This is a genomic window from Streptomyces sp. KL2 (genome assembly GCF_046529545.1).
In the GTDB taxonomy this organism is placed as follows: Bacteria; Actinomycetota; Actinomycetes; order Streptomycetales; family Streptomycetaceae; genus Streptomyces; species Streptomyces radiopugnans.
Window position 1 is genome coordinate 3426700 of record NZ_CP127170.1, and the last position, 25586, is coordinate 3452285.

Genomic DNA, 25586 nt, shown 5'->3' on the forward strand with positions numbered 1-25586 from the left:
TGGGACCTCGGACGGTGTGCGGGCAGGCGGACGGGACGGCGGACAGGACAGGACACAGCCGGTCCCGCGTCACGGAAGCCGCGGAACCGGCCGGATCAGGTTAGGTTAACCTAACCACCTGTGTCACGGAGTGCACAATGTGGGACATGGCTTCTCGTGCGGTGACGGTCGGCTTCGACCTGGACATGACGTTGATCGACTCACGCCCCGGCATCCGGGCGACCTACCTGGCCCTGGCCGCCGAGACCGGCACGTACATCGACGCCGACCTCGCCGTCACCCGCCTCGGGCCGCCGCTGGAGGTCGAGCTGGCGCACTGGTTCCCCGAGGAGGCGATCGACGAGGCCGGCGCGCGCTACCGCGAGCTGTACGTGAGCCACGCCATCGAGCCGACCATGCCCATGCCCGGTGCCCGGGAGGCGGTGGAGGCGGTCCGGCGGACGGGCGGTAAGGCGATCGTGGTCACCGCCAAGCACGAGCCCAACGCCAAGCTCCACCTCGACCACCTGGGCATCGCGCCGGACGCGGTGATCGGCTGGCTGTGGGCCGAGGCCAAGGCGGAGGCGCTGGTCGAGCACGGCGCGGGCGTCTACGTCGGGGACCACCTGGGCGACGTGCGCGGGGCGCGCGCGGCCGGGGCCCTGTCGGTGGCGGTGCCGACGGGCCCGTGCGGCGCGGCGGAGCTGCGGGAGGCGGGGGCCGATGTGGTGCTGGAGGACCTGACGGCCTTCCCCGCCTGGCTGGAGGCGTACGCGTCGGCCTGAACCGCGTCGGCCCGGGCCGCGGCCTCCTCGGCCGCGGCCGTGTGCGTTGCCGCCCTCCGCTACCGGCGGGCCGCCTCGCGCGCCTCGCGGCGCTGCACTGCGATCGACCGCAGCACCCCGGCGCCGGCGACGGCGAAGCCGACGCCCATCAGCATGCTGACGAGGTACGCGGCCGTGGGCAGCGGGTCGGATCCGAGGAACAGGGGCGTGATGGTCGCGAGAGTGGCCACCGCGCCGACGACGAAGACGACGGCGCCGATGCGGACGAGCAGATCTCCCGCGCGGGACGTTTCACTGGTCACCGGGACAGGGTAGTTCCGTGTGAAGACATGCGCGGGACACGGGGGAGGCGGTTCCGGAGCGCCTTGTCACCGGGGAGCGGATCATTAGTCTTGGTGACGGCGGGTCACACGGCCCGCCGCGTTCCTGTGCGGAACCGCTGCCTTTCAAGAAGTCGTTGTTTTCCCGAGAGTTTTCCCGACAGGACGTAGCCCGGTTCATCCGGACGAATGACGAGGACGAGGACAGACGTGCCTACCGGCAAGGTCAAGTGGTTCAACAGTGAGAAGGGTTTCGGCTTCCTCTCACGCGACGACGGCGGTGACGTCTTCGTGCATTCGTCGGTGCTCCCGTCCGGGGTGGAGACGCTGCGGCCCGGCCAGCGCGTCGAGTTCGGGGTCGTCGCGGGCCAGCGCGGCGACCAGGCCCTCTCGGTCACCCTGCTGGACCCGGCCCCCTCCGTGGCCGCCGCCCAGCGCCGCAAGCCGGACGAGCTGGCGTCGATCGTGCAGGACCTCACCACCTTGCTGGACGGGGTCGCGCAGCAGCTGGAGCGGGGCCGCTACCCCGACCGCCAGCACGGCCACAAGATCGCGGGCATGCTCCGCATCGTGGCCGACCAGCTCGACGTCTGACCGGGCGCCCGGCCGTACGTCCGGGGGCGCGGGCCCGGGCCCGCGCCCCCGCACACGCCCTACCGCACGAAGTCCAGCGCGCCGGGGCCCAGGGGCGGCACCAGCTCCTCGGCCGCGGCGCGCGTGAGCAGTCCGCGCACCGCCGCGTAGCCGCTCTCGCCGAGGTCGGCGGTGAACTCGTTGACGTACAGCCCGATGTGCCGGTCCGCGACCGAGGGGTCCATCTCCTGGGCGTGCTCCAGCACATAGGGCCGTGACGCCTGGGGATCCTCCCAGGCCATCCGCACCGAGGCGCGGGCCGCCCCGGCGAGCGCCCGCAGCGTCGGCGCGCCCAGTGAGCGCCTGGCGATGATCGCGCCCAGCGGGATCGGCAGCCCGGTGGTGCCCTCCCAGTACTCGCCCATGTCGGCCAGCCGGTGCAGGCCGTAGTCCTGGTAGGTGAAGCGGGCCTCGTGGATGACCAGCCCGGCGTCCACCCGGCCGTCGCGCACGGCGGGCATGATCTCGTGGAAGGGCAGCACCACGACCTTCCCGACCCCGCCCGGCACCCGCTCGGCCGCCCACAGCCGGAACAGCAGGTACGCCGTCGAGCGCTCGCTCGGCACCGCGACCGTCGCACCGCCCAGACCGGCCTCGGCGCCCGGCTCGCGGGTGAGCACCAGCGGGCCGCAGCCGCGTCCCAGGGCGCCGCCGCACGGCAGCAGCGCGTACTCGTCCAGCACCCACGGCAGAACGGCGTAGGAGACCTTCAGCACGTCCAGCTCGCCGCGCTCGGCCATGCCGTTGGTGACGTCGATGTCCGCGAACGTCACGTCCAGCTCCGGCGCGTCCGGCACCAGGCCGTGCGCCCAGGCGTGGAAGACGAAGGTGTCGTTGGGGCAGGGGGAGTAGGCGATCCGCAGCGGCCGCTCAGTCCTGGCGCCGGTCAAGGTCCCTCCAACCGTCGAGTACGGGAACGATCCTGCCGAAGGCCGCGGTCAGCGCGTCCAGTGCCTCCGCGAAGCGCCAGGCGGCGCGGTCGCGGAGGCCCACCGCGTTGGAGACGGCGCGGACCTCCAGTACGGGTACCCCGCCGCAGGCCGCCGCGGCCTCCGCGACCCCGAAGCCCTCCATCGCCTCGGCCAGCGCGCCCGGGTGCCGGTGCGCCAGCAGCGCGGCCCGCTCGGCGGTGCCGGTGGCCGTGGAGACCGTCAGCACCGGGCCCAGCGCCGCGCCGGCCGCCTCGGCGACGGCCCGCGACAGCCCCTCGGGCGGCAGGCGGACGGTGGTGCCGAAGCCCAGCTCGGACACCGAGGCGAAGGGCTCGGGCCCGGCCGGGGTCTCGGCGCCCAGGTCCGCGGCGACGATCTCGGAGGCGACGGCCACCGAGCCGACCGGGGCCAGCGGGGCGAAACCGCCGCCGATTCCGGCCGACACCACCAGGCCGTACGGGCGGCCCTCCGCCGAGCGCCGCTCCAGGGCCACCGCGGTACGGGCCGCCGCGGCCGCGGGCCCGGCGCCCGCGGCCAGCACGTCGATGCCTGCAGGGGCGCAGGCGACCGCCACCGCGTCGCGTTCGGCGGGCACGGCCGTGACGACCAGGACCGGCACGGCCTCCGAGGCGGGCGCGGCGGGACGGCGGGACGGTGCGGGGCTCAGCCTTCGCTCTCGCGCTCGAGCTTGAAGTTCCACACGCCCCGGTAGTTGCTGCCGTCGTACTCGACGATGCTCAGCTGCACCGACTGGGGCCTGCCGCCCTGCTGGTCGCCGCCGTTCTGGAAGAAGGCGTCGCCGGAGAAGCTGCGGTACGTCTTGGTGATCCGGTCCGTCACCGCGGGCTGGCCGTTGAGGAACAGCACCCAGCCGTCCTCGGCGATCTCGGGGTCCACGCCGATGCGCAGCAGGTCGCCCTGGCCGACGGTGACGGAGGTGTCGGTCTTCTCCTTGGCGCAGGACAGCACCTTGTCCTGCGAGATCTTGCCGTTGTCCTCGTAGCAGGCGGCTTCCGTGGACGCGCTGTCGGAGCCGACGGTCACGGTCGCTCGGGGAGTCGGCTTCTCGCAGGCGGAGAGGGCGACGAGCCCGAGGGTGGCCGCACCGATGGCTACGGCAGTGCGGATGGTGCGGCTGCCCTTGCCCCGGGAGATCGTGTGGGTCATAGCGGCAGGCTACCCGGCGGTTCCACTCAGGCGACGCGCGGGTGGGGCGTGCCGTGCCGTGCGGCCGACAGCAGGGGCCGGACGGTGGCGAGCGCGCCCACCGCCACGATCACCCCGGCCACGCCCATGCCGACCGGTCCGATCAGCGGCAGCGCGATCCCGACGGCGCCGCCGACCACCCACGACATCTGCATCAGCGTCTCGGAGCGGGCGAAGGCGGAGGTGCGCACCACCTCCGGCACGTCCCGCTGGATCAGCGCGTCCAGCGACAGCTTGCCCAGGGCCTGCGCCAGTCCGGCGACGGCCGCGACCACGGGCACGGTGACCGTGCCGTACAGCACCGCCGCCACCACGGTGGCGGCCAGGGCCAGCGCCAGCACCGACGCGATGATCATTTCCGGGACGCGGTCGCGCAGCCAGGCGCCCAGCGCCGTGCCCAGGGCGTTGCCGCCGCCCGCCGCCACGGCCACGACGCCCAGCGAGACCACGGGGTCCAGGCCGGCCAGGGGGTGCTCGCGCAGCATGAAGGCGAGGAAGAAGGTGAGGAAGCCGGAGAGGGCGCGCAGGGAGGAGTTGGCGATCAGGGCGTTGAACACGGAGGCGCCCACGGTGCGCAGGCCGGGCCTGCGGGGCCTGCCGTTCCCGCCCCCGTTTCCGTTGCCGCCCTTCCTCGCCGTGTCCCCGTCCCCGCTCCCGCCGCCGGTCTTGTCGCCGGTCTCCGCGGGGGAGCTCCCGTCGGCGGAGGCGCCGGGGGCGTCGGCGGGGGCGTCGGTGTCGCCGCCGTCCGTGCTGTGCGCGGCCTCGTAGGCGGTCAGCAGGGCCCGCCGCTCGCCCTTGGCGGAGTCCACCTTGTGGGGCAGCGAGAAGGACAGGAACGTGCCGATGACGAAGACGGTGAAGGCCCCGTACAGCGGCCAGGACGGCCCCAGGCTGTGCAGCGCGGCCCCGATCGGCGCCGCCGCGCCGGTGGCCAGCAGCCCGGCGAGCGTCACCCGCGAGTTCGCCTTCACCAGCGAGATCCGGTGCGGCAGCAGCCGGGGCACGACCGCCGATCTCACCACCCCGTACGCCTTGGAGGCCACCAGCACCCCCAGCGCCGCCGGATACAGTTCGAGGCTGCCGGTGGCCACCGCCCCGGCCATGCTCAGCGCCAGCAGCGCCCGGCCCAGCATCGACCCGGCCATCGCGGCGCGGCGGCCGTGCGGGATGCGGTCCAGCAGCGGCCCGATGATCGGCGCGAGCAGCGCGAAGGGGGCCAGGGTGACGGCCAGGTAGAGCGCGACGCGCCCGCGCGCCTCGCCGGTGGGGACGGAGAAGAAGATCGTGGACGCCAGGGCGACGGTGATCATCATGTCGCCCGCGGAGTTCACCGCGTGCAGTTCGATGAGCTTGCCCAGCCCGGACTCGCCCGCGCCCTGGGCGTGGGTGGCCTTCCGGATGCGCCTGCCCAGCGCGCGGGGAGGCGTGTGTACGGCGCGGACGATCGCCCGCGCCGTGCGTCGGAATCGCCCCTCGCCGTGCTGGGGCGTCCTCAAGGCAGCCACGTCGTCAGTGTGCCCTACCGCCCGCCGCCTAGCCCGGCTCCTCCGGCTGAACGTTTTGGTTGAAGGTGCGACGGTCGGCGGCGTACGCGCGTGGGGTAGCGTGGGGGAGATGGTGCGCTCCGCCCGATGGGAACGCTTGGGTCCGGACGTCGCAGCGGTCCCCCGGTCCGCTCCGTCCTCACCCGTCTGACCTGGGCGTACGGTAGGCGCACTCGCGAAACGGCGTAGGAGAGAATCGATTCTTGTGAGTGCTGCGATGCGAGGCCGTACCCCTGATCGCCTGTGCGCCGAGGCGGTTGAACTGGCTCGGGAGGCGGCACGGGAGGCGGCGTTCCCCGGCCGGATCGGCGACCATCTGGGTGCCGTCGCCGACGGGGACCGCGTCGTCACGCACTTCTTCGAGTGCCTGGAACCGGGCTACCGCGGCTGGCGCTGGGCCGCCACCGTCGCGCGGGCCTCGCGGGCGCGGGTGGTGACCGTCGACGAGACGGTGCTGCTGCCCGGCCCCGACGCGCTGCTCGCCCCCGAATGGGTGCCCTGGAGCGAACGCCTGCGCCCCGGTGACCTGGGCCCCGGCGACCTGCTGCCCACCGAGGCGGACGACCCGCGCCTGGAGCCCGGCTACACCGGCGGCGGCGACCCCTCCCCGCACGCGGCGGTCGTGGAGTCCGCCTGGGAGGAGGCCGGCGCCGAGGGCCCGGCCGAGGCCGAGGACGCCGACGTCGTCACCAGCGAGCCCGGCGAACTCCCCGGCGCCCCGGCGCGCGGCAGCATCGCGGCGGTCGCCGAGGAGATCGGCATGGGCCGTCCCCGGGTCCTCTCCCGCCAGGGCCTGCACGACGCCGCCGACCGCTGGGAGGAGGAGTTCGGCCCCCGGACGCCCATGGCGCAGGCGGCCCCCGCCTCCTGCATGAGCTGCGGATTCCTGGTGCCGATGGCGGGCTCGCTGCGCCAGGCCTTCGGGGTGTGCGCCAACGAGTTCTCCCCGGCGGACGGCCGTGTGGTCTCCCTCGCCTTCGGCTGCGGCGGCCACTCGGAGGCGGCCGTCATGCCCAGGACGCCGCGCCCGCCGGCGCCGGTGATCGACGAGACGCGGGTGGACGAGCTGCCGCTGGGCACCGGGGCGGACGCCTCGGACGGCGGTGGGGCGGACACCTCGGACGACGGCGCGGACGGCCCGGAGTCCTAGGTCTCCGTTCCCGCCCCCGGGCACCGGGCACCGCCTCCGTCACGGCCCCCGCCGTCTCCGTCACAGTCCCGGGGCGCCCCAGAGCGGGAACCAGCGGCTCAGGTCCGGCTCGATGTTCAGGTCGTCCTGGAGGGCCGCCCTGACCTGGAGCTCCAGCGGGTTGTCGCGCTTGCCGCCGGGCAGCGGGGCGAAGGGGTAGAACGTGCCGCGCTTGTAGAGGTAGACCAGCGCGAGGGGCTGCCGCCCGGGGGCGCGGAAGGCGACCAGCGAGCACAGCAGCTGCGGGCCGAAGCCGCTGTCCCGCAGCGTGGCGTTCACCGCGTGCAGGTCGTTGACCAGGGAGGGCAGCTCGTCGGGGGCGCGGCGGGAGAGCAGCCAGGAGTACCCGTAGTCGTCCTGGCTGAACTCCACCGTCCCGCCGCCGCGTCCGGAGTCCGCGCCCAGCAGGGCCCCCACCTCCTGCCGGATCCGTGTGAAGGCGCCGCCCTCGATGCTCGCGAAGCACACCGAACCCGCCCCGGTGGGGGCCAGGCCCGCGGCGGCCTGGAGGGTGATCGCCGCCGAGGGCAGGGCGAAGAGGCGGTCGAGGTCGGGCCGGGCCGGCTTGCTCCGGCCGAACAGGACGTCCAGCAGGCCCACGGCGACTCCTTCCCGGATCCGGTTCTCAGGGCGTCTCGCCGCCCAGCCGCTCGGAGATCTCCGCCAGCGCCTCCAGACGGCGGTCCAGGCTGGGGTGGGTGGAGAACAGGCCGGCCACCGTGCTGCCGGGCCCGAGGGCGGGGGTGAAGAAGAACGCGTTGAACGCCTGGGCCGTGCGCAGGTCCCGGGTGGGGATCCGGGCGATGTCGCCGCTGACCTTGGTCAGGGCCGAGGCCAGGGCGGAGGGCTTCCCGGTGAGCATGGCCGCGGCGCGGTCGGCGGCCAGCTCGCGGTAGCGGGACAGCGCCCGGATGAGCAGGAAGCTGAGGGCGTACACGACCGCGGAGACCAGCATGACCATCGCGAACACGGCGGCGGTGTTCTGGTCGCGGCGGCCCCCGCCGAACAGCTGGGAGTAGAAGGCGAAGCGGACGACCAGCCCGGCCAGCACGCCCAGGAACGAGGCGATGGTGATCACCGCCACGTCGCGGTGGGCGACGTGGGAGAGCTCGTGGGCGAGGACGCCCTCCAGCTCCTCGGTCTCCAGGCGCCGCGTCAGCCCGGTGGTCACGCAGACCACGGCGTGGTCCGCGTTGCGGCCGGTGGCGAACGCGTTGGGCAGGTCCATGCCCGACACGGCGACCCGCGGCTTCGGCATGTCAGCGGTGGCGCACAGCCGGTCGATCACCCCGTGCAGCCGCGGCTCCTCCTCTGGGGTCACCAGGCGGCCGCGCATGGCGTACAGGGCGACCCGGTCGGAGAACCAGTACTGCGCGCCCAGCAGGACGGCGGCGATGACGACGACCAGGACGAGGGAGTCGAGCAGCACGATCAGCGCGCCGACGAATCCCACGTACAACAGCCCGAGCAGGAACATCGTGAGCACCATGCGCCCGGTGAGCCGCCGGTCGGGCTCGAAGCGGCTGCGCATCACGCACCCGCCCCGCAAGCCCGGCTCCCGCCGGAAGCCCGTACAGCGGTCGTGACCCTCATGCCCATGGGGTCCTCCTGTCCGTCACGCTCCCGCCGGACGGGACCGTGGACCGAGACGCGATTGCCTTTCCTCCCTGTATACCCCAATGTTCCGACTCGCCCCTTCTCCGGTCGTGTGCGAGGGCCGGCCCGCGCCACCGGCAGCCCGGCGCGCACGAGGCGCACCGGACGCAGTACCGTCGCCCGCAGACAGGCAATCGGGCTCGTCCCGTGACTGGACGTGGCGGAGGAGACGGACACGTGAGCGGCACGGTGCTGGTGCAGGGCGCGGACGACGGAGCGGATCCCTTCGACACCGCACGGCTGCGCCGCGGCGTACTCGACGCCTGGACGGCGTCCCCCGCGCGCTTCCGCGAGGACGCCAACGCCGAGGAGGACCTGGCCCTCGGCGGCTACCGCGACCGGCTGGTGGTCGAGCTGGCCCAGAACGCCGCCGACGCCGCCGCCCGCGCCGGCGTGCCCGGACGGCTGCGGCTCACCCTGCGCGGCAGGGTGCTGGTGGCCGCCAACACCGGGGCGCCCCTGGACGCGGCCGGCGTGGAGTCCCTGTCCACCCTGCGCGCCTCCGCCAAGCGCGACGAGGAGGCGCCGGGAACACCGGAGGGGCCGGTCGGACCGGGCGGGCCCCAGGCGGGCCCGGTCGGCCGCTTCGGCGTCGGCTTCGCCGCCGTCCTGGCCGTCAGCGACGAGCCCGCGATCGTCTGCCGCACCGGCGGCGCCCGCTGGTCGCTGGCCGAGGCCCGCGAGATGGCCGCCCGCGCCGCCGGGGACAACCCCGGCCTCGCCGACGAGCTGCGCCGCCGCGAGGGCCACGTACCGCTGCTGCGCCTGCCGATGCCCGCCCAGGGCACCGCCCCCCAGGGGTACGACACGGCCGTCGTGCTGCCGCTGCGCGACGGCGCCGCCGAGGAGCTGGCCGCCCGGCTGCTCACCGCGGTCGACGACGCCCTGCTGCTCACCCTCCCCGGTCTGACCGAGGTCGTGATCGAGACCGACGGCGGGGTGCGCACGCTGACCCGCCGCCAGGACGGCGCGTACGTCGTGGTCGAGGACAGCGGCGCCACCGGGGCGGAGGGCGCCACCCGCTGGCGCGTGGCCGCCGACGCCGGGCGCACCGACCCCGCCCTGCTCGCCGACCGCCCCGTCGAGGAGCGGCGGCGGCCGTACTGGTCGGTCACCTGGGCCGTACCCGTCGACGCCGACGGCGCCCCCGCCCCCGCCCGCACCGTGCCCGTCGTCCACGCGCCCACCCCCACCGACGAGCCCCTGGGCCTGCCCGCGCTGCTCATCGCCTCCTTCCCGCTGGACCCCTCCCGCCGCCACATCGCGCCCGGGCCGCTGGCGGACTTCCTGCTGGAGCGCGCCGCCGACGTCTACGCGACCCTGCTGCGCGACTGGCGGCCGGTCGCCACCGGCACCGTCGACCTGGTGCCCGGACCCCTGGGCAGGGCCGAACTCGACGGAGAACTGCGCCGCCTGGTGCTGGAGCGGCTGCGGCGCACCCCCTTCCTGGCCAGCGCCGCCGCCGACGAAGACGGCGAACCCCACGCGCTGCGCCCCACCGACGCCGAGATCGCCGAGGGCGCCGGGGCCGGGACGGTCGCCGTCCTGGCCGAGCTGTTCCCCGCCCTGCTGCCCGCCGGGCTGGAGCGCCGCACCGAGCTGCGCACCCTCGGCGTCCCCCGGGTGCCGCTGGGCGAACTGATCGACCGGCTGGCCGGCGTGGAGCGGGACCCGTCCTGGTGGCGGCGGCTGTACGACTCCCTCGCCGGCACCGACCCCGACCGGCTGACCGGCCTGCCCGTCCCCCTCGCCGACGGCCGCACCACCATCGGACCGCGCCGGGTGCTGCTGCCCCTGCCCGACACCACGGGCGCCGGCTCCCTCACCCGCCTCGGACTGAAGGTCGCCCACCCCGACGCCGCCCACCCGCTGCTGGAGAAACTGGGCGCCACCCCCGCCACGCCCCGCGCGGTGCTCACCACCCCGCAGGTGCGGGCGGCCGTCGCCGCCTCGCTGGAGGCCGAGGAGGCGTGGTACGGCGACGAGGAGGAGGACGGCGGCCCCCTGGACGCCGAGGAACTGGCCGACACCGTCCTCGCCCTCGTCCGCGACGCGCGGCTCTCGCCCGGCGACGAGCCCTGGCTGGGCGCGCTCGCCCTCCCCGACGAGGACGGCGAACTCGCCCCGGCCGCCGAACTGGTCTTCCCCGGCAGTGCCTTCGAGCGCGTGATCCGCGAGGGCGAACTGCCCGCCTGCGACGCCGAACTGGCCGAGCGGTGGGGCGAGGAGACCCTCGCCGCGGTCGGCGTGCTCGCCGACTTCGCCCTGGTGCGCGCCACCGACGTCGTCCTGGACCCGGACGAACTGGAGCCCCGCGACACCGACTTCCCCGAGCCCGACGACGCGGGCCTGCTGGACGCCGTCGACGTGTGGTGCGAGGACGTCCTCGACACCCTGCCCGAGACCTCCGTCCCGCCGGTGGTCTCCGAACTGCTCGCCGTACGCGACCTGGACCTCGTCGACGACGACCGCTGGCCGCAGGCCCTGCGGATGCTCTCCCGGCCCCCGCTGCGCGACGCGCTCACCACCCCGGTGCGCGTCCTGCTGCCGGACGGCACGGTGGAGACCGTCCGCCCCTACACCGCCTGGTGGCTGCGCGGCCACCCCGTCCTGGACGGCCGCCGCCCCGCCGGACTGCGCGCGGCGGGCGGCGACCCGCTGCTGGCGGGCCTGTACGAGGAGGCGCCGCCCGCCACGGCCGACCTGGACGAGCAGGTGCTGCGCGCCCTGGGCATCCGCACCTCCGCCGCCGCCCTGCTGGACGAGCCCGGCGGCGCCTCCGAGCTCCTCGGACGCCTCGCCGACCCCGAGCCGTCCGTCGGCGCCGCCCAGCTCCACGGCCTGTACACACTGCTGGCGGAGCTGGACCCGGACGAGGTCACACTGCCGGACGAGCTGCGCGCCGTGGTCGACGGCGAGGTACGCCTGGTGGACGCCGCCGACGCGCTGGTCGCCGACGCCCCCGACCTGCTCCCCCTGGTCTCCGGCCGCCCGCTGCTGCCGGTGCGCCCGGCCCTGGCCGCCTCGCTGGCCGCCGTCCTCGACGTACGCCGCCTGAGCGAGGCGGTCGGCGCGGACCTGCCCGCACCGGAGGCCGCGGCGGGCGAGGTGCGCGAGGTGCCCGACGCGGTGCGCGTCCTGCTGCCCGGCGCCCCGGCCACCTACGTCGAGCACGACGAACTGGTCCTCGGCGGCGTGGAGCTGGACTGGCGGCTCACCCCCGACGGCACCCTCCACGCCGCCACCGTGGAGGGCGTCGCGGCCGGCCTGGCCTGGGCGGCCGGCCAGTGGCCGCGCCGCTTCGAGGCCGCCGCCCTGCTGGAGGACCCCTCCCGGGTCGCCGAACTGGCCCGGGACCGCTGGTTCGACTGACGCCCGGCGGTCACCGCCGCCCCAGCGCCCTGCCGGGGCACCCCGGCAGGGCGCCCGCCCCGCAGGCTCCGTCAGCGCCGCGCGACGGTGACGATCTCCGGGCCGGCGTCCGTCAGCGGGCCCCGCGCCCAGTCCCCGTACCGCTCCACGACCGTCAGCCCGGCCCCGGCCAGGAGGCCGTCGAGCGCCTCCGCGTCCCAGAACCGCAGCTCGCTGCGGCCGGTCCGCTCCCAGCCCGGGCCGGTGAAGGTCGTGGTGAAGCGGACGGTGCCGCCCGTCACCGGCTCCTCGACCTCGTGCGCGACCCGTACCGCCGCGCCCGTGCCGTCCACCACCTCGACCGCGTGCTCCGGCGTCCAGCGTTCCCACGGCCGGGCCGCCGGGTTGCGGGTCTCGAACGCGAAGCGCCCGCCATCGGCCAGTGCCGCCCGCACGGCGGCCAGGGCGGTGCGCACCTCGCCGTCCCCGAGCAGCACCTGGAAGGCGTGCCCGGTCATCACCACCAGCTCGAACTCCCCCTCCCAGCGGGCCGATCCCAGGTCCCCGAGCACCCACTCCACCCCGGCCCCCGACCGCGCCGCCTCCCGCCGCGCCCGGTCGAGCATCGCGGCGGCCGGATCGAGCCCGCACAGCCGCCCGCCGTGCCCGGCCTCCCGCGCGCGGCGCAGCAGCGCGCCCGTACCGCACCCGACGTCCAGCACCGAGGCGGCGGACATCACCAGCTCCAGGTAGAAGTCGTCACCCGGGCCCCACGGATTGAGCGCGTCGTACAGGGCGGCGAGGACGGGATCGGAGTAGGCGCGGTCGACCACCGTCCCGGCGCGCCCGGTCCCGCGCGTCGCGGGCGTCGGCCCGCCCGTCACGCCGGCCCCCTGAGGATCGGCTCGCTCAGCAGCAGGGCCGCGCGGCCGGTGCGGCGGGCCTCGGCGAGGGCGGCCAGCCGCCGGTAGCCCTCGGGCGTCATCAGCCGCTCCCAGACGGGCCAGTCCTCCACCGCCCAGCGGTCGTGCTCCTCCGGGTCCAGCCGGATGGAGGCGATCTCCTCGTCGCTCAGCGTGCCGCCGTCGAAGCAGAAGCCGACCTTCGCCAGCGGCGCCTCGGCCGGGTCGGAGCGGATGTAGTGCACAAGCAGCAGCGGGCACGGGCCCTCGACCCGCAGCCCGGTCTCCTCGTACGTCTCCCGCACGGCCGTCCGGAACGGGTCCTCGCCCGGGTCCATGTTGCCGCCCGGGATCTGCCACAACCGTCTGCCGTACACCGAGCGGAGCTGCACCGGCCGCCCGCGCGCGTCGGTGAAGTACACGCACGCGTAGACGGTGGCCTTGGGCAGGGTGGCCAGGTACTCGGCCTGCGGCATCGGGAACGGCAGCCCGGCGGGCTCGTCACTGGTGGAGGTCATGCCCCCACTCCTACCGGATCCCGGGATCCGGGGCGCGGGATCCGGACGCTCCCTCAGCGGAACGGGTGGGTCGCGGACCCGCCCGCCCCCGGCGCGGTACGTCTACCGAGCCGCGCTCTCCCGGAGGAAGTCCGTCAGCAGCGCCGTCGTCTCCTGCGGGCGCTCCAGGCTGGGGAGGTGGCCCGCCCAGGGGAGTTCGAGGTGGCGGGCGCGGGGGAGCAGGCGGGCCAGGCGGGCGGCGATCGTGCGGAAGTCCGCCAGGTCGTGGGCGCCGGAGACGGCGAGGACGGGGGCCGTGATCGCGGAGAGGTCGAGGGCGGGCTCGGGGAGTTCGCCGATCTCCCCCCGCTCCTCCTCCGCTGCCGTCTGCACCTCGAAGGCGTGCCGCTGCATCCGCCGCACCTTCTCGCGCACCGCCTCGCCGGCGTCCGGGCCGAGCCAGGTGGCCACGTTGAGTTCGACGGCGGCCGCCAGGTCGCCGGCCTCGAACAGCGCCTCCTCGCGCGCGTCGAAGGCGGCCAGTTCCGGGCCGGGCTCGTGGCCGGGCATCCCGGGGCAGAGCAGTGCCATGGCGGTCACCCGGTCCGGCCACCGCGCGGCGAACTCCAGGGCGACGCGCCCGCCGTAGGAGGAGGCGACCAGGGCGGCCCGCCCGATGCCGAGGGTGTCCAGCAGGGCGAGTACGTCGTCGGCGTCGCGGTGGGGGGCCGTCGCGGCCGGGGTGCCGCCGTGGCCGCGGAAGTCGCAGCGCACCGTCCGGTGGCCCGCCCCGGCCAGGGGCGCCCACTGCGGGTCCCACATGCGCCGGTCGCAGACCGAGGAGTGCAGCAGCACCAGGGCCGTGCCGTCGTCGGAGGGCCCGTCGTCGAGGGGGCCGCCGGAGGTGTCGTGGGAGAGCGTCGCCGGGGTCGTCACTCGGGACAGGGTAGGGACGCGGGGGCGGGGCCGCCCGCGGATATCCGCGGGCGGCCGGGGCGGGATCAGCCCGGGAAGCGGCGGCCGATCCAGCGCCAGGTGACCTCCAGGAGGGCGGCCGAGGCGGCGGCGACGCCGACGGCCGTCCACGGCATCACCGTGCCGACCAGGCGCACGGCGAAGAAGTCCTGGAGGAACGGAGTGACCAGGACGACCACGAAGGCCGACGCCATGGTGAGCACCAGCCCGATCCGCCACCACGTGTAGGGGCGGGCGATGATCGCCAGCACCCACAGCGCCACCAGGAACAGCGTCAGCGTCGCCGCGCTGGTCTCGGCCTCCAGCGCGTCCGCGCCGGTGTAGTGGTGGCGGGCCAGCAGGTAGACGGTGAAGGTGGCGGTCGCGGCGATGAGGCCGGAGGGGATCGCGTACCGCATCACGCGCCGTACGAAGTGCGGGCGGGCGCGCTCCCTGTTGGGGGCCAGGGCCAGGAAGAAGGCGGGGATGCCGATGGTCAGGCCGCCCAGCAGGGTCAGGTGGCGCGGCAGGAACGGGTAGGGCACCTGGGAGACGATGACCAGCAGGGCCAGCAGCACCGAGTAGACGGTCTTGGTGAGGAAGAGGTTGGCGACGCGCTCGATGTTGCCGATGACCCGCCGCCCCTCGGCGACGACCGACGGCAGGGTGGCGAAGGAGTTGTTGAGCAGCACGATCTGGGCGACGGCCTTGGTGGCCTCCGAGCCCGAGCCCATCGAGACGCCGATGTCGGCGTCCTTCAGGGCCAGTACGTCGTTGACGCCGTCGCCGGTCATGGCGACGGTGTGGCCGCGCGACTGGAGGGCGCCGACCATGTCGCGCTTCTGCTGCGGGGTGACGCGGCCGAAGACCGTGCCGTCCTCCAGGGCCGCCGCCAGCTCCTCGCGGTCCTCCGGCAGGGTGCGGGCGTCGACGGTGGAGTGCGCGCCGGGCAGGCCGAGCTTGGCGGCGACGGCGCCGACGGAGACGGCGTTGTCGCCGGAGATGACCTTCGCCGACACGTCCTGTTCGGCGAAGTAGCGCAGGGTGTCGGCGGCTTCGGGGCGCAGCCGCTGCTCCAGGACGACCAGGGCGGTGGGCTCGGTGGCGGTGGGGTCGGCGAGGAGGGCGGGGTCGTCCAGGGCGTGGGAGGAGCGGGCCAGCAGCAGTACGCGCAGGCCCTGTTCGTTGAGGCGGTCGGTCTCGGCGAGGGCCGGGGAGCCGGGGGCGAGCAGGACGTCGGGGGCGCCCAGCAGCCAGGTGCTCGCGGTGCCGCCCCCGGTGCCGCCGGGCCCGGTGAGGGTCGCGCCGCTGTACTTGCGGGCGGAGGAGAAGGGGAGGGCGCCGGTGCACGTCCAGCCGGCCGCTTCGGCGGCGGGGTGGGCGTCGGCGATGGCCTTCAGGCTGGCGTTGGGGCGGGGGTCGCTGCCGCCGAGCGCGGCGAGGACCTGCCGTACGAGGGCGGGGTCGGCGCCGTCCAGCGGGCGGACCTCGGCCACGTCCATGCCGCCCTCGGTGAGGGTGCCGGTCTTGTCCAGGCAGACGGTGTCGACGCGGGCCAGGCCCTCGATGGCGGGCAGTTCCTGGACCAGGCACTGCTGCCGCCCCAGCCGGATGACGCCGATGGCGAAGGCGATGGAGGTCAGCAGCACCAGGCCCTCGGGCACCATCGGCACGATGCCGCCGACCATGCGGCGGATCGCCTCGTCGACGCTGTGGTCCTCCACCAGGAGCTGGCTGAGGACCAGGCCGATCGCGGCCGGGACGATCATCCAGGTGATGTACTTGAGGATCTGGCTGATGCCGCTGCGCAGTTCGGAGTGGACGAGGGTGAAGCGGGAGGCCTCCTCGGCCAGTTGGGCGGCGTACGCCTCGCGTCCGACCCTGGTGGTGGTGAAGGCGCCGCCGCCGGCGACGACGAAGCTGCCGGACATCACCGTGTCGCCGGGCCGCTTGTGGACGGGGTCGGCCTCGCCGGTCAGCAGGGACTCGTCCACCTCCAGGCCGTCGGACTCGGTGACGGTGCCGTCCACGACCACCTTGTCGCCGGGGCCCAGCTCGACCAGGTCGCCCAGGACGATCTCGTTCGTGCGGACCTCGACGGCGGCGCCGTCGCGGCGGACGGTCGGCCTGGACTCGCCGATGACGGCCAGGTTGTCCAGCGTCCGCTTGGCGCGCAGCTCCTGGACGATGCCGATGAGGGTGTTGGCGAGGATGACGAAGCCGAACAGGCCGTCCTGGATGGGGCCGACGACCAGGATGATCGCGAAGAGGACGCCGATGATGGCGTTGAAGCGGGTGAAGACGTTGGCGCGGACGATGTCGGCCGTGGAGCGGGAGGACCGCACGGGGACGTCGTTGACCTGGCCGAGGGCCGTGCGTTCGGCGACCTCTGCGGCGGTGAGGCCCGGGGACCGGGTGGCGGGGGTGTCCGCCGCCGTGTCCGTGCGGGGGGAGGGTACGGCGAGCACCGTGCCCTCGTGCGGCTCCGCGGCGCCCCGCTCGCCTCGTACTGTCTCAGCCCGTTCGGTCATGCCCCAGACAGTACGAGGCGAACGCGCCTTCGCGCGCGGTCTGTCGCCGGGGTGCGGGTGTGACATGGGACAAATCGGGGGAGAGTGCCGGATTTTCCGGGCCGCGGATCACTCGGCGGGTGCGGGGCCCTCCGGGGCGGGGCCTGAGCCGGGAGCCGTGCCCGTGCCGGGGCCGGAGCCCGCCCCGGTCTCCCGTGCGAGGCGTTCGCGGCGCAGCGCCGCCTCGCGGCGGCGGACGAACCAGATGCCGTAGAGGCCCAGGACGCCGCCCGCCAGGCAGGTCCACAGCCACCAGGTGCGGCCGTGCTCGTCGAACCAGCGGTAGAAGGGGAGCTGGACCAGGAAGAGTGTGAACCAGATGACCGTGCCGCCCACGACGGTGGCGACGACGTTGCCCTCCAGGGGCTCGGGTGCCTCACGCTCGCCGCTGGTCCATCTGCTCAAGCCCATCGCCTGGCCCTCTCGTTTCCCGTCACCCCGTCGCCCGTCCGTGCCGCGGCGTTCCGCACCAGCGTAACGAGGGGGGAGGCCGGGGCCGACCCGGGAGCGGCGTCCGGGTGGGGGAGGGGCCTGCGAGGGGTCCGGGGGAGCCGCGCGGGCGGGGGCGGGAATGAGGCGGTGGCGGGGGTGTGGGAAGCGTCACGGCCGCGCCCGGGGAATGCGCCCGTCCGCGGATGGCCTTTTCAACAGTGGTGCGTTCATACTGAAAGCACTCTGGATTGGCTGGTTCCCATTGGAGGAACCTCCGAAACCGTCCCCGAACCGCCCAGCGAAGGTCACGCATGTCCGCTCCGGCCACCGACACCCCGGCCACGCCAGACACCCCCGGCACCCCTGGTAACGACCCCGGAGCCCAGTCGCCCGGGACCGGCATCGACCGCTTCTTCAAAATCTCCGAGCGAGGCTCGACCGTGGGCCGCGAGCTGCGCGGCGGACTCGCCACCTTCTTCGCGATGGCCTACATCGTCGTGCTGAACCCGATCATCCTGGGCGCGGGCACGGACAAGTTCGGCCAGCAGCTCGACAACGCCCAGCTCGTCACCGCCACCGCGCTGATGGCCGGTCTCACCACCATCCTGATGGGCGTCATCGGCAACGTGCCCATCGCGCTGGCCGCCGGGCTCGGGATCAACGCCGTGGTCTCCCTCCAGCTCGCGCCGCAGATGAGCTGGCCCGACGCCATGGGCATGGTGGTCCTGGCCGGTCTGGTGCTGATGCTGCTGGTCGCCTCCGGACTGCGCGAGCGCGTCATGGACGCCATCCCCGGCGGGCTGCGCCGGGCCATCGCGATCGGCATCGGTCTGTTCATCACCCTCATCGGCCTGGTGGACTCCGGCTTCGTCACCCGCAACCCGGACGCCGCGCACACCACCGTGCCGCTCGGCCTCGGGCAGGGCGGCCACCTGGCCGGCTGGCCGGTGCTCGTCTTCGTCCTCGGTCTGGCCCTGACCTTCGTCCTGGTCATCAGGAAGACCAAGGGCGCGATCCTGATCAGCATCGTCGTGATGACCGTGGTCGCCGTGGTGATCAACGCGGTCGCCCAGGTCCCCGACGCGGCGTGGGGCCTGGCCGTGCCCAACCTGCCCGAGAGCATCGTCAGCACCCCGGACTTCGGCCTGATCGGCGAGGTCAGCCTCTTCGGCGGCTTCGCCGAGGTCGGCGTGCTGACCGGCTCGCTGTTCGTCTTCACCGTGCTGCTGTCCGGTTTCTTCGACGCGATGGGCACCATCATCGGCGTCGGCCACGAGGCGAAGCTGACCGACGAGCAGGGCCGGCTGCCCGGTATGGGCCGCATCCTGATGACGGACGGCGTCGCGGTGGCGGGCGGCGGCTTCGGCTCCTGCTCGGCCAACACCTGCTTCGTGGAGTCCACCGCCGGTGTCGGCGAGGGCGCCCGCACGGGCCTGGCGAACATCATGACCGGCGCGCTGTTCCTGCTGGCCCTGGTCTTCACGCCGCTGGCCACCGTGGTGCCCTCGCACGCCGCGACCCCGGCGCTGGTCGTGGTCGGCTTCCTGATCATGGCCTCGAACGTGCGGGAGATCGACTGGAGCGACCAGACCGTCGCCGTCCCGGCGTTCCTGACGCTGATCTCCATGCCGTTCACCTACAGCATCACCAACGGCATCGGCATCGGCGTGCTCTCCTACATCCTGCTGCGCACCGCCACCGGGCGCTTCCGCGAGATCCCGTGGCTGCTGAACGCCGTCGGCGCCTGCTTCCTGGTCTACTTCCTGCTGGACCCGATCCAGCAGGTGCTCGGGATCGGGTGACCGCAGCCGGGCGAGCCGCCCGGCGGATCAGGCGGAGCGCCGCCCGCACGGAACGAGCGTCCGGACCACACGGTCCGGGCGCTCGTTCCGCGTTCCGGGGCGTGGCGGCGGATCCGTTCGAACGGCGCGCCGTTCGTCCGTAGGCTTGGCGCTTTCGTTTCCGTGGACTCCGTGGGGGCGTGGTCGCGGGGTAGGCGGGGGAGTGCGCCGGCTTTTCCCGCCGGCTCGCTCGCGAGGCGAGGGTGGCGAAGAGCACTCCTCCCGCCACCTCCCCGGACTGGTCCTTAGGAGAAGTAATGAGTTAGGCTAATGAATATGCCGGATCTGTCCCGGGGCGAGGACGCCGAAGCCGTCAACGCCCTCCGCTCCGCCACGATGCGCCTGGCGCGCCGTCTCAAGCACCAGCGCATCGACGAGTCGCTGAGCCCGGCCGAGATGTCGGTCCTCGGCACCCTCGCGCGCTGCGGCTCCGCCACGCCCGGCGAGCTGGCGCGCAAGGAGCACGTGCAGCCGCCGTCGATGACCCGCATCGTGGCGATGCTGGAGGCCAAGGGGCTCGTCCGGCTGGAACCGCACAGGGACGACCGCCGCCAGAAGGTGGTCACCCAGACCGAGCAGGCCGAGGCGATGCTCCTCGCGAGCCGTACCAAGCGCAACGCCTGGCTCGCCGAGCTCGCCGGGCAGCTCGACGAGGACGAGTGGGCGCGTCTGCGCGCCGCGGCCCCCGTCCTGGAGAAGCTCGCGCAACTGTAAGTAAGGAGCAGTGCCACGAGGAGGCGAAACCGATTGAGTCCGGGACCCGGAGCACATTCCGCACCCGCACCTGACGAGAACACGAACGACCCCGCCGCGGCCGGGGGGACCGGGAAGGCCGCGAAGGGCACGGAGCCCGGGAAGACCGGGAAGACGGCGAAGCCCTCGACGTTCAGTTCGCTGCGCATCCGCAACTACCGGCTGTTCGCCGCCGGGCAGCTCGTCTCCAACACCGGCACCTGGATGCAGCGCATCGCCCAGGACTGGCTGGTCCTCAGCCTCACCGGATCCGCGACGGCCGTCGGCATCACCACGGCGCTGCAGTTCCTGCCCATGATGCTGCTGGGGCTGTACGGCGGCGTCATCGCCGACCGCTACCCCAAGCGCAGGCTGCTGCTGATCACCCAGACGGCGATGGGCCTGACCGGACTCGCGCTCGCCGCGCTGACCCTCAGCGGCCAAGTCCACGTCTGGCACGTCTACGCGCTCGCCTTCGTCCTGGGGCTGGCGACGGTCGTGGACAACCCCGCCCGGCAGACCTTCGTCTCGGAGATGGTCGGCCCCGAACAGCTCGCCAACGCCGTCTCCCTCAACGGCGCCAACTTCCAGTCCGCCCGCCTGGTCGGCCCGGCCGTCGCCGGTGTGCTGATCACGGCCGTGGGCAGCGGCTGGGCGTTCCTGCTCAACGGGCTGTCGTTCATCGCGCCGATCACCGGCCTGCTGATGATGCGCACCGCCGAGCTGCACACCGTCGAGCGCGCCCCGCGCGCCAAGGGACAGCTCCGCGAGGGCCTGCGGTACGTCGCGAGCAGGCCGGAGCTGATCTGGCCGATCACGCTCGTCGGCTTCGTCGGCACCTTCGCCTACAACTTCCCCATCTGGCTCACCGCCTTCACCGACAGGGTCTTCGACGAGGGCGCGGGCACCTACGGCCTGCTCAACAGCCTGATGGCCGTCGGCTCGGTCGCCGGCGCGCTGCTGGCCGCCCGGCGCGGTGTGAGCCGGATGCGGGTGATGGTCGGCGCCGCGCTGCTCTTCGGAGTGCTGGAGATGGCCGCGGCCCTCTCCCCGTCGTTCTGGGTCTTCGCCCTGCTGATGGCGCCCATCGGCGCGGTGGGCCTGACCTTCAACGTCACCGCCAACTCCACCGTCCAGCTCGCCTCCGACCCGGCGATGCGCGGCCGGGTGATGAGCCTGTACATGATGGTGTTCATGGGCGGCACCCCGCTCGGCGGTCCGCTGATGGGCTGGATCACCGACACCTACGGCCCCCGCGCCGGCTTCCTGGCCGGCGGTCTGATCTCGGCCGTGGCCGCCGTCGCCACCGCCCTGGTGCTGGCCCGGATCGGCGGTCTGCGGCCGAGGGTGGGCCTGCGCCGCGGTCGCCGGGGCCTGACGTTCGTCCCGGTGGCGCGGGGTGTGCGGGCGGCCGGGGCCGCGGGCGCCGAAGGGCCGGAGAGCATAGCGGGCGACGGCCCGGCCCCGCAGGACCGCACCCCGGTCTCCTCGCGCCGGACGGCCCCCGCCGCAGTCCCGGCCACCGCGCCGCCCAGCGCCCCGGCCTCCGCGCCGGGCGAGGACCGGGACCACCGCAGGGACGTGCTCGCGTGAGCGGCCCGCTCGCGTGAGACTCCTCCCATGAGGCTTTTCACCGCCGTGCTGCCGCCGCCCCCCGCCGTCGCGGAGCTGGCCGGGGAGGTGGAGCGGCTGAGGGGACTGCCCGGCGCGGACCGGCTGCGCTGGGCTCTCCCCGAAGGCTGGCACTTCACACTCGCCTTCCTGGGCGAGGTGGACGACGACCTGCTGCCCGCGTTGTGCGAGCGCCTGGAGCGCGCCGCCCACCGCCACCACCCCTTCGAGGTGCGGCTGGCCGGGGGCGGCCGGTTCGGCGACCGGGTGCTGTGGGCCGGTGTGGACGACGGCCGCGAGCCGCTGCGGCGGCTGGCCGACTCCGTCACCGCGGGCGTCAACCGGGCCGGGGTGCCGACCGACGACCGCCCCTACAAGCCGCACCTGACCCTGGCCCGCGCCGGCCGCCGCGGGCCGGGCCCGGATCTGCGCCCCCTGGCGGCGGCCCTGGAGGATTTCGCGGGAAGCCCCTGGCGGGCGGAGGAGCTGACCCTCGTACGCAGCAGGCTGCCCCGCTCCGGGGTCCCCGGGGAGCATCCCCGCTACGAGACGCTGGCGGCCTGGCCGCTGGGCCGCTGACGGGCCGCCGGCCGGGCCGGCGACGGGCCGCTGAAGGGCTCCCGGCCGGGCGGGCTACCGTTGGGGCGTGGACCCGAAGACCCGTACCCGCATCGTCAGCGGGGCCCTGGTGCTCATGCTCGCCGTGGTGATGCTGGCGGCCCTCATCGGTTGAGGGGCCGCCCGTCCGCCCCGCCGGAGAGCGGGGCGGACGGGCGGCGGGCGTCACCAGGCGAACGCCTCCGGGGACGGCCCGGGGCCGGGGAAGATCTCGTCCAGCGAGGCCAGCAGCTCCTCGCTCAGCTCCAGCTCCACCGCGCGCAGCGCCGAGTCGAGCTGCTCGCGCGTGCGCGGGCCGATGATCGGGCCGGTGATGCCGGGCTGGGCCAGGTGCCAGGCCAGGGCCACCTCGCCGGGCTCCAGACCGTGCTTGTCCAGCAGGTCCTCGTACGCCTGGACCTGGTCGCGCAGTCCGGGGTTGTTCGCCAGCGCCTGCGACGAACGGCGCTCGGGGTTCTCCCGCTCCTTGCGGAGCACGCCGCCCAGCAGGCCCCCGCCCAGCGGGGACCACGGGATGACGCCGAGGCCGTAGCCGCGCGCCGCCGGGATGACCTCCATCTCGGCGCGGCGCTCGACGAGGCTGTACTTGCACTGCTCGCTGACCAGGCCGAGGCGGCCGGTGCGGGCGGCGGCCTCGTTGGCCCGGGCGATGTGCCAGCCGGCGAAGTTGGACGACCCGACGTAGAGGATCTTGCCCTGCTGGACCAGGACGTCCATCGCCTGCCAGATCTCCTCCCACGGCGTGTTCCGGTCGACGTGGTGGAACTGGTAGAGGTCGATGTGGTCGGTGCGCAGCCGCTTCAGGCTGGCGTCCACGGCGCGGCGGATGTTCACCGCGGACAGCTTGTCGTGGTTGGGCCAGACGTCGCCGTCCGTGGCCGCCATGTTGCCGTACACCTTGGTGGCGAGGACGACCTTGTCGCGGCGGTCGCCGCCCTTGGCGAACCAGTTGCCGATGATCTCCTCGGTGCGGCCCTTGTTCTCGCCCCAGCCGTAGACGTTGGCGGTGTCGAAGAAGTTGACGCCCGCGTCGAGCGCGGCGTCCATGATGGCGTGGCTGTCGGCCTCCTCGGTCTGCGGACCGAAGTTCATCGTGCCGAGGACCAGGCGGCTGACCTTGAGACCGGTGCGTCCGAGCTGCGTGTACTTCATGGGTACCAGCCAACGTGCTGGAGTGGGCTCGAAGCAAGAGCGGCACGGCGGAGGGCCGGACCTCCGGAAACCGCCGCGAGGGGTCCGGAGGTCCGGCGCGGTGCGGGCGGGGGCCGCGCGGCGGACCCGCGCCGTCAGGGCGCGTCGGTGACGACGAGTTCGGTGGCGGTGATGTCGGGCCGCAGACGGGCGAGCAGCTCCAGGACGGTGCCGCCCGCCTCCGCGGTGTGGCCGGCGCCGGTGCCGGGGCAGCCCAGGACGACCATCACCGCCTCGGTGGTGTCGTCGAGGAGCTGGAAGTCGGCGCTGTCGCAGTCGCGGCGCCCCAGCCAGGCCATGGGGCGCAGTTCCTCGCCGTCCCGGCCGCCGTGGAGCCCGTATACCAGGTCCCCCTCGGGAACGGGCCTGGAGCGGTCCGAGAAGGCGGGGACCATGCGCAGTCCGGCGGGGGCGCGGGTGATGAGCATCTGCGCGCCCCCGGTGTCGTCCGCCCGGTGCAGGCCGATGCCGCCGCCGTGCTCCATGGTGGCGGCGTTGACGGCGTCGACGACGGGCCCGTGGGAGCGCCAGCCGCGCTCGGCCACGGTGCGCCGCAGCCTCTCCCCGGCCGGAACCGTGCCGGGGTGGCCCAGTGCCGCCAGCAGGTCCCGGTACCCGGGCGGGTGCTCGCCGCCGCCGAACGCCGCGGCCTCCCCGGCGCCGATACCGGTCCCGGACAGCAGGGGCCGGCCGGACTTCAGGGACCAGACCCGGGGGTGGCGCAGCCCCAGGTCGCGGGCCGATGCGGAAAGCAGGACGTTCAAGGCTGCCTCTCTCGTGGCGTCTCGGTGCGGACGGACCGGTGCCGGCGGGGTCCGTGCCCGTGCCGGGTACGGACCCCGCTCTGCCCCGGGCATACTGCCGTGCCGCCCGGACACCGCCAAACCGGCGCCCGGGCGGCACGGCCGTCAGCTCCCCGGTGCGGCCTCCCGCCGTCCCCCGCCCCGCCGCGACAGGACCCGGCCGAGCACCAGCAGAGCCAGCGCGTACCCGAGCTGGAGGGGGCCGAAGGTCAGCGCCAGCAGCCCCAGCAGCACGGCGATGGCGATCCCGAACGCCCTGGGGGCGCCGGCCTTGAGCCGTGCGTAGACGACCGCGGAGAACAGGTAGAGCAGGAAGAAGTTCTGCCCCGCGACGGTCAGCAGGTCCGACAGCGACAGCAGGTCGGACGCCGTCGCCAGTGCCATCAGGCTGAAGACCGCGACGCACACCGCCACCGCGTTGCGCGGGGGCGTGCCGGCCGACCGGCTCAGCCTGGCCAGGGGGCGCGGCAGCAGCCCCTCGCGGGCGCTGGACATCACCAGTCGGGAGGCCGCCCACACGGCGCCCACCAGATTGGCGGCGATGATCACCACGCCCAGCACCGACACCACCCAGGCCAGGCCCGGGGCGGCGGCCGACACCACGGCGTGGATCGGCGAGGAGGCCGCCTTCGGGTCGTCCTCAGCCAGCCGCGTCTGGACCGCCCACGCCAGCAGGACGTAGAGGGTCGTGACGACGAGGAAGCTGATGACCACCACCCGGGGGAAGTCCCTGCGCGGATTGGCGTACTCCTCGGTGGTGAAGGAGAGCATCTCCCAGCCGGTGAACGCGAAGAACACCGCTCCCAGCGCCGCCACACCCAGCGCGAGCTCCTCCGGCCGGGCCGGCGGCAGGTGCTGTACGGGATCGCCGCCGGACAGGCCGAGCACCGCCGCCGCGAGCAGTCCGGCCGTCATGAGCAGCGCCAGGACGATCTGGATGCGCGACGACACCGACCCGCCGATCGCCACCGACACGCCGGCCAGGACCAGCAGCCCGATCGCCGCCGCCCAGGCCGGGACCCCGTGCAGACCGGGGATCTGCTGGAAGTAGAAGCCGCCGGTCAGGGCGATGGCCGGGATGCCGAGGCCGAAGGTGCCCAGGAGCATGACCTCCACGCCGGCCGCCCAGGAGCGGCCGAACCCGGCCTGGACGAAGCCGGCGACGCCCCCGGCGCCGGGCAGGTCGGCGCCCAGCCGGGCGAAGACGATCAGCAGCGGGACGGTGACGGCGGCGGCCACGAGCCAGGCGTAGAGGGCGGCCTGGCCGGTCTGGTGGTAGGCGATGCCGGGTGAGACGAGGGCGCCGCTGCCCACCACGATGGTGATGGCCAGCGCCACGGCCCCGGGCAGGCGCAGATGGCCCGCCATCCGCGTGGGAGGCCCGGCGGCCGCGCCTTCGGCGCCGGCCGTCCCGCCCGCGGCCTTCGTGCCGTGCGGACCGGTCACGCCGCGGATTCCCGTGCGACCGGGGTGGGGTGCGGGTGCTCGCCGTCGGCCAGGAACGTGGTCTCGGCCGTACGGCCGTCACGCGGGCGGATCATGTAGACCGCTCCCTCCGGGCCGGCCAGCGAGCCGTGCACGGTACCGGCGGGCAGCGTGATCCAGGTGCCCGCCGGGCAGTCGCGCTCCTGGTAGGCGCCCGCCGCGTCCCAGAAGAGCAGGGCGCTGCCCCGCAGTATGAACAACTCCTCGTCCAGACTGTGGTGATGCCAGTTGTGGATCTTGCCCGGCTGGTCGTTCTGCAGCTCGAAGCTGCCCTGGTGCGGAAGGAGTTCGGTGAGGTCGGCCGGGACGGCGGGGGCCGTGCGGCTGTCGAAGCGGGGGTTCATGCGGCGGTCTC

General features: G+C 74.5%; 24 protein-coding genes. 8 read left to right on the forward strand and 16 right to left on the reverse strand.

The features are described 5' to 3' along the window. Positions 1-146 precede the first annotated feature (146 nt). The gene (locus QPK52_RS15560; RefSeq protein WP_410538091.1) at positions 147-764 is read left to right on the forward strand and encodes an HAD family hydrolase; all 618 of its coding nucleotides are present in this window, start codon (positions 147-149) and stop codon (positions 762-764) included. A 59-nt stretch (positions 765-823) separates the two neighbouring features. Here the strand turns inward: QPK52_RS15560 and QPK52_RS15565 are convergent, their stop codons facing one another. Continuing rightward, positions 824-1066, reverse strand: coding sequence for a hypothetical protein (locus QPK52_RS15565; RefSeq protein ID WP_093846952.1), 243 nt, complete (start codon positions 1064-1066; stop codon positions 824-826). A gap of 228 nt (positions 1067-1294) precedes the next feature. Between QPK52_RS15565 and QPK52_RS15570 the strand changes: the two genes are divergently transcribed. Next, on the forward strand, positions 1295-1678 hold the full coding sequence (locus QPK52_RS15570) for a cold-shock protein (protein WP_410538092.1): 384 nt from the start codon (positions 1295-1297) through the stop codon (positions 1676-1678). A 59-nt stretch (positions 1679-1737) separates the two neighbouring features. Here the strand turns inward: QPK52_RS15570 and QPK52_RS15575 are convergent, their stop codons facing one another. From QPK52_RS15575 to QPK52_RS15590, 4 genes are read right to left on the reverse strand one after another with little or no spacing between them, the layout of a single operon-like run. Further along, positions 1738-2607, reverse strand: coding sequence for a 1,4-dihydroxy-6-naphthoate synthase (locus tag QPK52_RS15575; protein WP_410538093.1), 870 nt, complete (start codon positions 2605-2607; stop codon positions 1738-1740). Continuing rightward, positions 2588-3268, reverse strand: a complete 681-nt coding sequence (locus tag QPK52_RS15580; protein ID WP_410538094.1) for a futalosine hydrolase — start codon at positions 3266-3268, stop codon at positions 2588-2590. Before QPK52_RS15580 ends, QPK52_RS15575 begins: the two co-directional genes overlap by 20 nt. Before the next feature lie 44 nt (positions 3269-3312). Next, positions 3313-3816 carry a DUF2771 domain-containing protein gene (locus QPK52_RS15585; RefSeq protein ID WP_410538095.1) on the reverse strand — a complete coding sequence of 168 codons (504 nt, stop codon included), beginning with the start codon at positions 3814-3816 and terminating at the stop codon, positions 3313-3315. A 26-nt stretch (positions 3817-3842) separates the two neighbouring features. Further along, positions 3843-5351 (reverse strand): MFS transporter, encoded by a 1509-nt coding sequence (locus QPK52_RS15590; RefSeq protein WP_410540345.1) that lies wholly within the window; start codon positions 5349-5351, stop codon positions 3843-3845. Positions 5352-5616: 265 nt separating this feature from the next. Between QPK52_RS15590 and QPK52_RS15595 the strand changes: the two genes are divergently transcribed. After that, a complete protein-coding gene (locus tag QPK52_RS15595) occupies positions 5617-6549 on the forward strand; it encodes a DUF3027 domain-containing protein (protein ID WP_410540346.1) in 933 nt (310 codons plus the stop codon). Between the two features lie 60 nt (positions 6550-6609). Here the strand turns inward: QPK52_RS15595 and pspAB are convergent, their stop codons facing one another. Together pspAB and htpX are read right to left on the reverse strand one after the other, a co-directional pair. After that, on the reverse strand, positions 6610-7188 hold the full coding sequence (pspAB, locus tag QPK52_RS15600; protein ID WP_410538097.1) for a PspA-associated protein PspAB: 579 nt from the start codon (positions 7186-7188) through the stop codon (positions 6610-6612). Between the two features lie 25 nt (positions 7189-7213). Further along, a complete protein-coding gene (htpX, locus tag QPK52_RS15605) occupies positions 7214-8119 on the reverse strand; it encodes a zinc metalloprotease HtpX (protein WP_410538098.1) in 906 nt (301 codons plus the stop codon). Positions 8120-8421: 302 nt separating this feature from the next. On the opposite strand from htpX, the gene QPK52_RS15610 reads away from it, so the two are divergent. Beyond that, positions 8422-11616 carry a sacsin N-terminal ATP-binding-like domain-containing protein gene (locus QPK52_RS15610; RefSeq protein WP_410538099.1) on the forward strand — a complete coding sequence of 1065 codons (3195 nt, stop codon included), beginning with the start codon at positions 8422-8424 and terminating at the stop codon, positions 11614-11616. A gap of 71 nt (positions 11617-11687) precedes the next feature. On the opposite strand, the gene QPK52_RS15615 is transcribed toward QPK52_RS15610, so the two are convergent. The 5 genes from QPK52_RS15615 to QPK52_RS15635 all read right to left on the reverse strand — a co-directional run bounded on the left by QPK52_RS15615 (position 11688) and on the right by QPK52_RS15635 (position 16929). After that, positions 11688-12428 carry a class I SAM-dependent methyltransferase gene (locus QPK52_RS15615; RefSeq protein WP_410540347.1) on the reverse strand — a complete coding sequence of 247 codons (741 nt, stop codon included), beginning with the start codon at positions 12426-12428 and terminating at the stop codon, positions 11688-11690. A 47-nt stretch (positions 12429-12475) separates the two neighbouring features. Beyond that, the gene (locus QPK52_RS15620) at positions 12476-13015 is read right to left on the reverse strand and encodes an NUDIX domain-containing protein (RefSeq protein WP_410538100.1); all 540 of its coding nucleotides are present in this window, start codon (positions 13013-13015) and stop codon (positions 12476-12478) included. A gap of 102 nt (positions 13016-13117) precedes the next feature. Further along, entirely contained in the window at positions 13118-13930 is an 813-nt protein-coding gene (locus QPK52_RS15625; protein WP_410538101.1) for an alpha/beta fold hydrolase, read from the reverse strand. 65 nt (positions 13931-13995) lie between these two features. Next, entirely contained in the window at positions 13996-16479 is a 2484-nt protein-coding gene (locus QPK52_RS15630) for an HAD-IC family P-type ATPase (protein WP_410538102.1), read from the reverse strand. Between the two features lie 108 nt (positions 16480-16587). Then, the gene (locus QPK52_RS15635) at positions 16588-16929 is read right to left on the reverse strand and encodes a DUF2530 domain-containing protein (protein WP_410538103.1); all 342 of its coding nucleotides are present in this window, start codon (positions 16927-16929) and stop codon (positions 16588-16590) included. 332 nt (positions 16930-17261) lie between these two features. Here QPK52_RS15635 and QPK52_RS15640 point away from each other — a divergent pair, with 332 nt between their 5' ends. The 4 genes from QPK52_RS15640 (at position 17262) to thpR (ending at position 21713) form a co-directional block, all read left to right on the forward strand. Further along, positions 17262-18752: an NCS2 family permease gene (locus QPK52_RS15640; protein ID WP_410538104.1), complete on the forward strand. Its 1491-nt coding sequence runs from the start codon at positions 17262-17264 to the stop codon at positions 18750-18752. Positions 18753-19067: 315 nt separating this feature from the next. Beyond that, positions 19068-19505, forward strand: coding sequence for a MarR family winged helix-turn-helix transcriptional regulator (locus QPK52_RS15645; RefSeq protein ID WP_410538105.1), 438 nt, complete (start codon positions 19068-19070; stop codon positions 19503-19505). A 33-nt stretch (positions 19506-19538) separates the two neighbouring features. Further along, positions 19539-21116 carry an MFS transporter gene (locus QPK52_RS15650; protein WP_410538106.1) on the forward strand — a complete coding sequence of 526 codons (1578 nt, stop codon included), beginning with the start codon at positions 19539-19541 and terminating at the stop codon, positions 21114-21116. 27 nt (positions 21117-21143) lie between these two features. Beyond that, the gene (gene thpR / locus QPK52_RS15655; RefSeq protein ID WP_410538107.1) at positions 21144-21713 is read left to right on the forward strand and encodes an RNA 2',3'-cyclic phosphodiesterase; all 570 of its coding nucleotides are present in this window, start codon (positions 21144-21146) and stop codon (positions 21711-21713) included. Between the two features lie 204 nt (positions 21714-21917). Here the strand turns inward: thpR and QPK52_RS15660 are convergent, their stop codons facing one another. The 4 genes from QPK52_RS15660 to QPK52_RS15675 all read right to left on the reverse strand — a co-directional run bounded on the left by QPK52_RS15660 (position 21918) and on the right by QPK52_RS15675 (position 25575). Then, positions 21918-22904 (reverse strand): aldo/keto reductase, encoded by a 987-nt coding sequence (locus tag QPK52_RS15660; RefSeq protein ID WP_093658978.1) that lies wholly within the window; start codon positions 22902-22904, stop codon positions 21918-21920. 134 nt (positions 22905-23038) lie between these two features. Further along, a complete protein-coding gene (locus QPK52_RS15665; protein WP_410538108.1) occupies positions 23039-23707 on the reverse strand; it encodes a hypothetical protein in 669 nt (222 codons plus the stop codon). Positions 23708-23851: 144 nt separating this feature from the next. Further along, entirely contained in the window at positions 23852-25192 is a 1341-nt protein-coding gene (locus QPK52_RS15670) for an APC family permease (RefSeq protein ID WP_410538109.1), read from the reverse strand. After that, positions 25189-25575, reverse strand: coding sequence for a hypothetical protein (locus QPK52_RS15675; RefSeq protein ID WP_410538110.1), 387 nt, complete (start codon positions 25573-25575; stop codon positions 25189-25191). The genes QPK52_RS15670 and QPK52_RS15675 overlap by 4 nt, the downstream gene beginning before the upstream one ends. Positions 25576-25586: the final 11 nt, after the last annotated feature.